Annotated in this window: 15 protein-coding genes; 2 read left to right on the top strand and 13 right to left on the bottom strand. The window is 61.0% G+C overall.

Annotated features, from left to right (window positions below; genetic code table 11):
* Nucleotides 1–858: 858 nt before the first annotated feature.
* Nucleotides 859–984 (bottom strand): EcnA/B family entericidin, encoded by a 126-nt coding sequence (locus tag AC53L6_RS08585; protein ID WP_299205730.1) that lies wholly within the window; start codon nt 982–984, stop codon nt 859–861.
* A gap of 417 nt (nt 985–1,401) precedes the next feature.
* On the opposite strand from AC53L6_RS08585, the gene AC53L6_RS08580 reads away from it, so the two are divergent.
* Nucleotides 1,402–1,761, top strand: a complete 360-nt coding sequence (locus tag AC53L6_RS08580) for a hypothetical protein (RefSeq protein ID WP_299745682.1) — start codon at nt 1,402–1,404, stop codon at nt 1,759–1,761.
* 1 nt (nt 1,762) lies between these two features.
* Here AC53L6_RS08580 and AC53L6_RS08575 read toward each other — a convergent pair whose 3' ends face one another.
* The 8 genes from AC53L6_RS08575 to AC53L6_RS08540 all read right to left on the bottom strand — a co-directional run bounded on the left by AC53L6_RS08575 (nt 1,763) and on the right by AC53L6_RS08540 (nt 6,838).
* Nucleotides 1,763–2,344: a GNAT family N-acetyltransferase gene (locus AC53L6_RS08575; RefSeq protein ID WP_299205740.1), complete on the bottom strand. Its 582-nt coding sequence runs from the start codon at nt 2,342–2,344 to the stop codon at nt 1,763–1,765.
* The gene (locus AC53L6_RS08570; RefSeq protein ID WP_496907536.1) at nt 2,341–2,733 is read right to left on the bottom strand and encodes a ketosteroid isomerase-related protein; all 393 of its coding nucleotides are present in this window, start codon (nt 2,731–2,733) and stop codon (nt 2,341–2,343) included. The genes AC53L6_RS08575 and AC53L6_RS08570 overlap by 4 nt, the downstream gene beginning before the upstream one ends.
* On the bottom strand, nt 2,733–3,194 hold the full coding sequence (locus AC53L6_RS08565; RefSeq protein ID WP_299205765.1) for an arsenate-mycothiol transferase ArsC: 462 nt from the start codon (nt 3,192–3,194) through the stop codon (nt 2,733–2,735). Before AC53L6_RS08565 ends, AC53L6_RS08570 begins: the two co-directional genes overlap by 1 nt.
* Nucleotides 3,195–3,674 (bottom strand): UPF0262 family protein, encoded by a 480-nt coding sequence (locus AC53L6_RS08560; RefSeq protein WP_299205767.1) that lies wholly within the window; start codon nt 3,672–3,674, stop codon nt 3,195–3,197. It abuts the gene before it with no gap.
* 170 nt (nt 3,675–3,844) lie between these two features.
* Nucleotides 3,845–5,146, bottom strand: coding sequence for a histidinol dehydrogenase (gene hisD, locus AC53L6_RS08555; RefSeq protein ID WP_496907535.1), 1,302 nt, complete (start codon nt 5,144–5,146; stop codon nt 3,845–3,847).
* 205 nt (nt 5,147–5,351) lie between these two features.
* On the bottom strand, nt 5,352–5,792 hold the full coding sequence (locus tag AC53L6_RS08550; protein ID WP_299704246.1) for a YybH family protein: 441 nt from the start codon (nt 5,790–5,792) through the stop codon (nt 5,352–5,354).
* 80 nt (nt 5,793–5,872) lie between these two features.
* A complete protein-coding gene (locus tag AC53L6_RS08545; RefSeq protein WP_496907534.1) occupies nt 5,873–6,274 on the bottom strand; it encodes a hypothetical protein in 402 nt (133 codons plus the stop codon).
* 30 nt (nt 6,275–6,304) lie between these two features.
* Complete coding sequence (locus tag AC53L6_RS08540; RefSeq protein ID WP_496907533.1) at nt 6,305–6,838, bottom strand: redoxin domain-containing protein; 534 nt, start codon at nt 6,836–6,838, stop codon at nt 6,305–6,307.
* A gap of 88 nt (nt 6,839–6,926) precedes the next feature.
* On the opposite strand from AC53L6_RS08540, the gene AC53L6_RS08535 reads away from it, so the two are divergent.
* Nucleotides 6,927–7,514, top strand: a complete 588-nt coding sequence (locus AC53L6_RS08535) for a TetR/AcrR family transcriptional regulator (protein ID WP_299205781.1) — start codon at nt 6,927–6,929, stop codon at nt 7,512–7,514.
* A 184-nt stretch (nt 7,515–7,698) separates the two neighbouring features.
* Here the strand turns inward: AC53L6_RS08535 and AC53L6_RS08530 are convergent, their stop codons facing one another.
* Genes AC53L6_RS08530 through AC53L6_RS08515 form a run of 4 tightly spaced genes read right to left on the bottom strand, consistent with a single transcriptional unit; the run spans nt 7,699 to nt 10,072 of the window.
* Nucleotides 7,699–8,199, bottom strand: a complete 501-nt coding sequence (locus AC53L6_RS08530; protein WP_496907532.1) for a GNAT family N-acetyltransferase — start codon at nt 8,197–8,199, stop codon at nt 7,699–7,701.
* Nucleotides 8,192–8,659, bottom strand: a complete 468-nt coding sequence (locus AC53L6_RS08525; protein WP_299205788.1) for a DUF2948 family protein — start codon at nt 8,657–8,659, stop codon at nt 8,192–8,194. The genes AC53L6_RS08530 and AC53L6_RS08525 overlap by 8 nt, the downstream gene beginning before the upstream one ends.
* The gene (gene murA, locus AC53L6_RS08520) at nt 8,659–9,930 is read right to left on the bottom strand and encodes a UDP-N-acetylglucosamine 1-carboxyvinyltransferase (protein ID WP_496907531.1); all 1,272 of its coding nucleotides are present in this window, start codon (nt 9,928–9,930) and stop codon (nt 8,659–8,661) included. Before murA ends, AC53L6_RS08525 begins: the two co-directional genes overlap by 1 nt.
* Entirely contained in the window at nt 9,923–10,072 is a 150-nt protein-coding gene (locus AC53L6_RS08515; protein WP_299205794.1) for a hypothetical protein, read from the bottom strand. The genes murA and AC53L6_RS08515 overlap by 8 nt, the downstream gene beginning before the upstream one ends.
* Between the last annotated feature and the right edge of the window lie 34 nt (nt 10,073–10,106).

Genomic DNA, 10,106 nt, shown 5'->3' with positions numbered 1-10,106 from the left:
CAAGACGCGTCATCTGCGCATCCGTGAGCCAGAAAAGGTCAGACATATTCACCGCTCGTTTTCGAACCGTGAATCACGCCACTAGGCGAAAATCAATGGGTCCTGACCCTAGAGAATTTCCGGGGGTGGACTTCGGATTTGGGTACGGCAGAGCCAAAGCCCGAGGCGGCGACGTTGCCGCCGAGTTATGAGGCTTAGAGCAGCGTTTCGTCGGTATTGAGGTGTGGTTTGGCGGGGCGGAACCCCGCCCTACGGTATTGGTAGTTGGATACGCCCGACCATAGGCAGGCCCTGGGCTGTCGATCCAACCTTTGTGCAGAAGCACTTTATGGCTGCCAAGTGCATCTTCCGGTTCACCGAAGCACCAAGACCGGCCAAATCGACAGGCCGTGGGAGGGCCTGCCGATGCGCGGCGGCCTTTGGCCTTGATTCCGCGCTTTGATGTTTGGAACTAGCGTTGGATTGGAGTGTTTGACTGGCAGTTGGCGGGCTCTAGCCCGCCTTACGGAGTTATTCGTTGGTTGACCATTTTTGACGAGTAGCGCCATCGACAGGACGCGGGATGGCGTCTGACCTTTGAGCGGCAGTGCTTTATGGTGGCAAGGTACATCTTCGGTCTGAGCGATGTGCGAGCATTAACCAATCGCCAGTCCGGCGGGCGGCCTGCCGATGCGCGGCGGCCTTTGGCCTTGATTCCGCGCTGTGGTGCTTTGTGGATATGTCGCAGGCGGTGTTTGGTCGGGGCTTGGCGGGCTGAAGCCCGCCCTACGGAGTTGCGCTGGCACTCACGCTTTCTCCTGTCGTGCATCGGCTGCGCCGATACCCTGCCGGGGTGACGCGCACCGCTTGGCGGTGCGCTTAAATCGCCCGGTCTACAGCGTCCGCTGCGCGCGTAATGTCGCGCCCGACGCCCTTGGCGGTTTCACAGGCTGCGAGTGCAGTGGCGGCAACGACTGCCAACAGGATCAAACGGGTGCGGTTCATTCTGCTCTCCGATCTTTTGCAATTCACATAAACAGACGGGCCTGTCTGGTCAAATCAACTGCATGCGCATCGGCGGGTTTTTCCTTAAAAGGCTTGGGAATTGGCGTGACCCAAGGCCGGGATGTGCTGCGGGCCAAAAGGGGCAAGGGATAGGCGCTGATCCTCTCGTGCATCGGCTGGCGCCGATACCCTGCCGGGCGACGCGCGCGGCCCGGGGCCGCGATGTGCGGACGGATCGTAAAAGGGGAACTGATGGGCGCTGGCCCTCTCGTGCATCGGCTAACGCCGATACCCTGCCGGGCGACGCGCGCGGCCCGGGGCCGCGCGCTTGTTCGTGAATTGCCCTTGTCCTATATTTACGGCATAGTTTGCACATTCAGAGCGGGCCAACCCGTCACAGCAGAGACGAGCAGAGATATGAAACTCTCGACCACGATCATTGCCGGGGCCGCGGCCCTTGGACTGGCCGCCTGTGGCGGCGGATCCTCCTATTCGAGCGCGCGGGCTGTTCCCACGACCCCGGTGCTGTTTGCGACCGGCCCGATCTATTCCGCCTGCCGAAGCGGGGGACGGGATCAGGCCAGCCGGGCGCGCTGTGGCTGCGTGCAGGCCGTTGCCAACCAATCGCTGAGTTCGGCGGACCAAAGCCGTGGCGCGGGGTTCTTCAGCAACCCGCAACAGGCACAGGAAGTGCGCGTATCCGATCGCTCGACAGATGAACGGTTCTGGCGCCGTTGGAAGGACTACAGCGACAGCGCCGCGCGGCAGTGCAGCTGAGCTAAAAGTCCTTGATCCAGAACTGCAGCGGTTTTTCCGTCTCGGCCCCCTGATCGACGTCCTTCCAGGAGAAATGGGCGACAACACCGGGCATCCGTCTATATCCACGCCCTTCCCAAAACGGATCCAGGGGCCGGTACGCGCTGGGGCGCAAGGGGTGGTCCGGTGGTCGCAGGACCGAGGCAAAGCACATACTTTTGTAGCCCAAGTCGCGTGCATGGGCCTCGCGCATGTCAAAAAAGCGGTGGCCTAGCCCACGGCCTCGAAAGCGCGGCAGCAACACGCTTTCTCCGCAATAGAAGCACGAATTCACGTTGAAATTCGCGCCGTCAAACGCGTCCGAGAACGCATCAGCATGTTCCACCAGGGGCGCCGCTGTCGCCGCCCCCACCATCCAGTCGCCATCGTAAGCCGCAACGACGACCGCGCGGTCGCTTTGTTCGTAAACCTCGAGGTAACGACGTTCATAGGCGGCATCGCCTTCATACAGATACGGCCAGTCCCGAAAGACCGCCAGGCGCAGCTTTGCCACATCATCCAGTGCCTCGGTCAGGGCTGGCCCGGTCAGTGTCTCGATCCTCATGCCCCGACCTGTCGCACCCAATCCGTAAGGTTGTAATAGGTGGTGACACGGGCGATTTTACCGTCCCGAATGTCAAAGAAGGACCCGGCGGGCAGGCAATAGGTCTGACCGCGCGCCTCGGGCAGCCCTTCATCCGTTTGCAGGTAGGTGCCATTGACGGTGTATTCGGCGGCAGCGCGTGTGCCACCTTGGGCCGAGAACACCACCATATCGGTGAGCCTCTCTGTGTAGCATTGGTTCATATGCGTGCAAAACGCCCCGAACAGGTCCTTGCCTTCGCGCACCTGTCCTTCGTTCACATGGTGGGCCACGTCCTCGGTCAGGCAAGCCAGCATGGCCTCGACATTGCCAGCATTGAACGCTTCGAAATAATCACTCACGATCTGCATCAGTTGCCCTCTCTGGCCGGCCCCCACCGCTCAACAAGGCGGGTAATGATCTGGTCGCGGGCGGCGCGGTAGCTTTCCAGCTTCGCCTCGCGCGTCTCACCCAGACCGGTCGGATCGAGGATCGGCCAGTATTCGACCTCAAGATGATAGTAGCGCGTCAATTCCAGTGCACGCCGTTGACTGGCCGGGCTGAGGGCCACAACCAGGTCGAAGGACGACAGGTCGTCGCCCCAATCCTCCATCTCGTCAAAGCTGCGCGAGCGGTGGCGGCTCAGTTCCACATCCAGTTCCTGGCACACGGCGATGGAAAAGCCATCGATCTCCATGTCGTTCTTGACGCCGACGGATTGGACATAGGTGCCGGTGCCATAGAACTTCTTCATGATCCCCTCTGCCATGGGGGACCGAACCGCGTTGTGATCGCAGCAGAAGAGGATGGATTGCGGCAGCGTTTCGGTCATCTATCCGCCGAAATGCAGCACGCAGATCAGGGTAAAAAGGCGGCGGGCCGTGTCGGTGTCGACCTCTGCCTTGCCTTCCAGCCGTTCCTGAAGCACCCGGCTGCCCTCGTTGTGGATGCCGCGGCGGGCCATGTCGATGGTCTCGATCTGGCTGGGAGGCAGCTTCTTCACCGCCTCGAAATAACTTTCGCAGATCTGGAAGTAGTCCTTCACCACCTGCCGGAAAGGTCCAAGGGACAGATGAAACTCGGCCGCCTTCTCGTCAGCTTCGGTGGCAACGTCAAAGACCAGACGCTTGTCGCGAATGGACAGGCCGACATTGTAGGGCCCCTGCGGTACCGGGCGGCCATCTCGGCCCGGCAGGACAAAGGTATTGTCCTCGAGCAAGTCAAACATCGCCACTTTGCGTTCCTGTTCGATCTCGGGTGTGGGGGGCGGTAGGTTGGCATCATCCAACATGATGCGGGCAATTCGGGTCATGGCGCGGGGCCTTCGGCAACGAAACAATCTTTCGCAATGCTTAGGGTCTGGAACCGCGCAATACAATGCCACAATGCCGCGCACCGCATTTCATGTCCAAGCGCGGGGATGCCCCTTCTTCTGGCTGAAAATACCACGGGGGGCGGCGCAGCCGGGGGGCTGGCCCCCCTCTACCCGTTCAACTTGCGCAATCGGGCCGTCACGGACAGCCCGTGCGCCTCAAGGCTTTCGGAGGCGGCCAACCGCTCTGCGCCCGGACCAATTGCGCGCAGCGCATCAGGCGTCATCTGCGCCAGCGTGGTCCGCTTGACGAAATCCATCACCGACAGACCGGACGAGAACCGGGCCGAGCGGGCTGTGGGCAACACGTGATTGGGACCACCGATGTAGTCCCCAATCGCCTCGGGCGTCCATTGACCCAGAAAAATAGCCCCGGCATGGGTGATCCTTTCGGACAGCGCCGCAGGGTCCGCGACACAGAGCTCAAGGTGCTCGGGCGCGATACGGTCCGACAGCTGTGCCGCAACATCAAGGTCCGGCACGGTGATGATTGCACCGAAGTCCCGCCAGCTGGCACCCGCGATGGCGCGGCGCTCCAGCGTTTCAAGGCGTGCATTCACCGCATCAGCCACCGCCCAGCCAAAGGCGGGATCAGTGGTGATCAGCAGCGATTGCGCGCTTTCGTCGTGCTCGGCCTGGCTGAGCAGGTCGAGGGCAATCCAGTCAGGGTCATTGTTGCCATCCGCGATCACTAGAATCTCGGACGGACCCGCGATCATGTCGATGCCAACCTTGCCAAAGACCCGCCGTTTGGCCGCAGCAACAAAGGCATTGCCTGGCCCGGTGATCTTATCGACGGGCGGAATCGTGTCCGTGCCATAGGCCAGCGCCGCAATCGCTTGCGCCCCGCCGATGCGGTAAATCTCGTCCACGCCCGAAAGCTGCGCTGCCAGCAGGACAAGTGGGTTGATCACCCCGTCCGGCGTGGGAACGGTGATCGCCAGACGTCCCACACCCGCCACCTTGGCCGGGATGGCATTCATCAGGACCGAGGACGGGTAACTGGCCAGCCCGCCGGGCACGTAGAGACCTGCCGCCGACACTGGCGTCCAGCGCCAACCAAGGGTGGCACCCGCCTCGTCCGTCCACTGGGCGTCCTCGGGCATCTGGCGTTCGTGATAGGCGCGGATGCGGGCAGCTGCGAGGGCAAGTGCGTCGCGATCCTCCGGCCCAACCTCTGCAACAGCCCCGGCGATCTCATCTGCGCTGATCCGCAGAGTGTCGGACGTCAGGGCAATGCGGTCGAAACGTTCCGTCAGCTCAATGACGGCAGCATCCCCCCGCGCCCGCACGTCGGCGATGATATCGGCCACAACCGCATCCACATCCGGGCTATCCTCGCGCTTGGCGGACAGAAGGGCGGCAAACTGCACTTCGAAATCAGCGTCGCTGTGGTCAAGAAACTGGGGCATGGATGTCCTTTCCGGCTGAGGCGGGACATAGCGGGCAGGTCGCGCAGGCTCAAGGGGCGGGGCAGACGACACGTTCGCCTGACCGTGGAACGGTCAGGCGGTATCTCCCCAAAGGCTGCAAAGCGGGCATTCATTCAATGCGTCACAACGCCTGATGTCGGGGCGGCGAAAAGAGCCGGACAAACCACTGCATTTTTAGGAATGTTCATTCGCTGTGCTGATGCCACATGTCTGTGACGATCTCCCAACCGTCATCTTCGGGTTCCAGAACAAACAAATACGTACCCGTCGCATCCATACCCTGGCTTTCGATCTTGGCATCGACGGAGCCAATCATCACGGCCAGCGTTTCGTCCTCGGAGACAAAAAGATGATCAATCGTGTGCGTGACCTCGCCTTTGTTCTGCGTGACAAATTCAAAGAGCTGACGTGGTCCTTGCAGGCCTTGCGTCACCCGAGCGCCCTGAGCGATCCAAAGCGTATCGTTTGCGTACAGGTTCACCAGGCGCTCTGGGTCATGAGCGGCGGCAGCTGCGTTAAACTCATCATTCACTGCGTTGAGGGTGGCCGGAATGCCCGTTTCTGCATGAGCCGCCGTTGCGAAGGTGAATGTCATGATCAGAGGGGCAAATAGGATGCGTTTCATCTTGGGTGTCTCCGTTGAGCTGGGGCGGGGATGATCGTGAAAGAGCGCTCCGAGGAGCGCTTGGACGACTTGTGGTGGACCTAGTTCACCTCGTTGCGCGTCATGATGACCTCTCGCGTGATTTGCCAGCGGTCCTCTTCGAACGTGAAGTCGATGCTGAGCGTCACCAACTGTTTGCGGTTGGTCACGTTGTTCTTGCGGCTGACGAGGATATGACCATGGGTGTCGTCAGCTTCGACCAGGTGATACTCGGCCCATGGGTTCGGGTCGCCCATCTGGGACATCGCGGCCTTCACATGCTCCATGAAGCCCGGTTTGTCATTCTGCATCAGCACCCCGTCATCAGTCAGAAGATAGGTGCGCATATCCTTGTGGTAGGTGCGGTCCAGCACATCGAAGGCATGGCCGGATACGCCGGTGATAAGACTGTCCAGCGTGGCTTTGACGGCAGCGGTATTCGGGTGATCTGTTGTCATTGTCATGAGTTTGCTCTTTCTTGGGAAAGCGGTGTTTCAGGCATAGATGCCGTTGGCCGGAAAGGGTTCCGTCATACTGCGCATGAACCGAAGGCCACGGACCAAAGAGGGCATTTGCGGGCGCAGGAACGGAACGTTCGAGATGTCGACCATGCGCAATTCGCGATCCTCGTTCACCACGAACAGACCCGGCTCTGCAAACGGGCCTTCAACGTCGATCCCGTGGCGGGGGCTTGAGATGTAAAGGCCCAGCGCCTTCATATCTTCTATCGACAGGCCATAGCCGACGGAGAAGTCAGGGCTCACCTCGCCAATCTGGTCCTTGGCTCGCGCTGCACTATCAGAAGACACCGCAACAACTTCGATGGACAGCTCTTTCAAGGCGGCTGCGACCTCGTTGATCTCGCCCAGGTAACGCGTGCAGATGGGGCAGTGCCTGCCCCGGTAGACCACGATCATCTGCCAGTCATATCCTTTGGACGGGACACCCAGCCGAAGGGAACCTCCCCCAAGCTTGGGAACTTCAATCGCAGGAAATATTTCTCCTGGTGCTGGCCTTGCAGGCTGCATGAGCGCTCTCCTTGACTTTTCTAACGAACGATACATAAATAAAGCTCAGCAGCCGTCAAGGACTTTTATTGTGAACGATACAAAAAAAATGGGACGACCCAGGAGCTTTGACGAGGACGAAGCGCTGATGGCCGCGATGAATGCCTTTTGGACAAAGGGCTATGCCGCAACGTCCATGAAGGATCTGACCGCCGCGATGGGCATCAGCGGGCCCAGCATCTATTCGGCCTTTGGCGACAAGCGCGAGCTCTACCTCAAGACAATCGACCGCTACGCGGATGTCGACGGGTGCGCGCCGATTGTTGCTTTTGAAGGGGCCCGAACGATTGAGGATGCGGTGCGAGGGTTTTTGATGTCCGTGGTCTCACACTCAACCCAGCAGGAAGGCGCACCACGAGGCTGCTTTCTGGCCTCTTGCGTGGCAACAACGGTCGGCGAGGTTGATGGTGTTGCGGAACGGATGGAGAAGGCCATTCAGGACACGGATGCCCGGCTTGCCGCCCGGTTCGATCAAGAGAAGGCAAAAGGAAATCTGCCAGATGATTTCCCATCTCAAGATCGCGCGCGGCTGTTGCACGACATGCGCCAGGGTTATGTGCACCGCAGTCGGGCCGGCTGGTCCGCAGACGCGCTGCTTGAGGACCTCGAAGACAGGGTACGTATGCTAGTAGATTGACTTGGAAGCACTTTAGCAGACGCAGACCTTCAAACGATCCGAAGTATCGGTGGGTTTGGGACTATAGGCGCCCCCCATGATACATCCACCTGATTTTTTGAAGTAAGGATGTCTGGCAAGGGGCAGCTTGCTGCACCAGAACCACGTTTGAACAATGTGCTGGATCCCCCGTACGGCAGACGCCTTACGCGATGGCGCGGATCATGATCAGGTCGGTCTCGGCATGACCATCGCTCAAGGTGGCGTTGGGTATTTGCCCAACCTCCCGAAAGCCCGCGCGCATGTAGAATGCAATGGCGCGCGCGTTACTGGCCGCCACGAACAGTTCCAACTGACTGATGCCCAATTGGCCCGCGGCATCTGCGATCCCTTCGACAAGGGCGGTCGCCGCACCACTGCCCTGCGCGCCGGGCTGAACAAAGAACGCGCCAAGATCGGCCCGATGCTTTGTCTGCGCTTTTGTCTGCGGGATCAGGCTGCCAATGCCGACAAGGGTTGAGCCCGTAAACACGCCAAAGCTGTGCCCATTCTCCAGACGCTCCGCGATGGTGTCCAACGACACAGCCGCAGCCTCGTCATAGGTGGTCAGGAACGCCTGCGGGTAAGTCGACAGCGCCTCAAGCCGCAGCGCGCGCCAGCCCTCCGCATCTGCGCCGGTCAGACGGCGCACGGACAGGTCAGTCATCGTGTTTGGGCACCGATTTTGACGGGGCCACGTAGGGTCTGGTCACATCCTTGAGCGTCACGTCAATCGCTTCGACCGACAGGCGCAGCGCACCATCGCCCGCGAGCGTCAGCAGGATCTCCCCTGCCCCATCCTCGCCCGCCTCGAACGTGACCGAGAGCAGCGACAGGATCACATCCTTGTCCGACCGATCCACGCCCTGACTGGAGACCCGCAAAACGCCAGCGAAGGCCAGCAGGGATTGCACCCGCTCGGGCGCGTGACGATCCTTGCCTTCATCTTCCCAACGGAAGCGGTTGACCAGAAGAGCAAAGGATCGCCCGCGTGCATCCCAACGCATTTCCGTGATCGGAAACACCGCATCCTGTACCAGCGACGACACCACCTGCAGATCATCCGCATCCAGCGCCCCAAGGTTCAGAGGCGCCTCGCGCCCGTCTTCAAACCGTGCGTCTTGCATCAGTCCCCCGAAATCCGTTCAATATTTGCACCTACGCCCGACAGCTTGCGCACCACATGTTCATAGCCGCGGTCAAGGTGATAGACGCGTGCAACCCGCGTTTCCCCTGTCGCAGCAAGGCCCGCAAGGATCAGGCTGACGCTCGCCCGCAGGTCCGTTGCCATGACCGGCGCGCCTTTCAGTTGGTCGACCCCTTTCACGGTGGCCGTTCCGCCATGCACCTCGATATCAGCCCCCATGCGCACCAGTTCCGGCGCGTGCATGAAGCGGTTCTCAAAAATCTTTTCTTCCAGCACCGACGTGCCCTCGGCCGTGCACAGCAGCGCCATCATCTGTGCCTGTAGGTCGGTCGGGAAGCCCGGGAAGGGTTCGGTCGTCACATCCACGGCGCGGATTCGCCCGTTCTTGCGCGCGACTTTCAGCCCCTTGTCGGTTTCCGTCACGCTGATCCCTGCCGCGTCCAGCTTTTCGCAAAAGGCGCCCACGAGGCCGATTTTGCCGCCGAGCAGCTCAACCTCGCCCCCGCAAATGGCCGGGGCCAGCATGTAGGTGCCCAGCTCGATCCGGTCGGTGACAACGCGGTGGGTGGCACCGTGCAGCTTGTCTACGCCTTGAATCGTGATCGAAGGTGTCCCGTCTCCGTCGATCTGCGCGCCCATGGCCCGCAAGCAGGTGGCGAGGTCCACGATTTCCGGCTCGCGCGCAGCGTTGTTGATGACCGTGGTGCCCTTGGCGAGCGTCGCGGCCATCATGATGTTTTCGGTCGCCCCCACGGACGCGAAGGGGAAGTCGATCACCGCCCCCTTGAGCTTGCCGCCCTCCGCCTTGGCATGCAGGTAGCCGTCGCGCAGGTCGATCTCGGCCCCCATCTTGGCCAGACCGTCGGTGTGGATGTCCATGGGCCGCGCACCGATGGCACAGCCACCGGGCAAGGACACCTCTGCATGCCCTTCGCGCGCCAGAAGCGGGCCAAGGACAAGGTTCGAGGCGCGCATCTTGCGCACGATGTCATATTCGGCGCGGGTGTTGATCGTGCCATGACAGGACATCGCCTGCACCTGACCATCCTGCATCGACGTGACCTCGGCCCCGAGCGATTGCAGCAGCTGCGTCATGGTGCGGATGTCCGACAGGCGCGGCGCATTGGTGAGCGTCAGCGGCTCGTCACTGAGCAATGTGGCTGGCATCAGCGTAAGGCAGGCGTTCTTGGCCCCCGCGATGGGGATCTGCCCGTTCAGGGTGCCGCCACCCTTGACCAATATGCTATCCATTGTCCTGCTCCTCTTTATTGCCTGCCTGTGCCCGTGCCTTGGCTTGTGCCTTGCGCTTGGCCATGTTGGCCTTGAGCGCCTGTTTGAGCCGCGCGTCGCGGTCGTCTTTTGCCGTGGGCTTGGGTGGGGTTTTATCTGCCATGCCGCTTCTGTAGCGCAGGGGGCATTTGGCGTCC

The sequence above is a fragment of the Tateyamaria sp. LSS28 genome (genome assembly GCF_059611725.1).
This window is presented reverse-complemented; position numbering and strand designations above follow the sequence as displayed.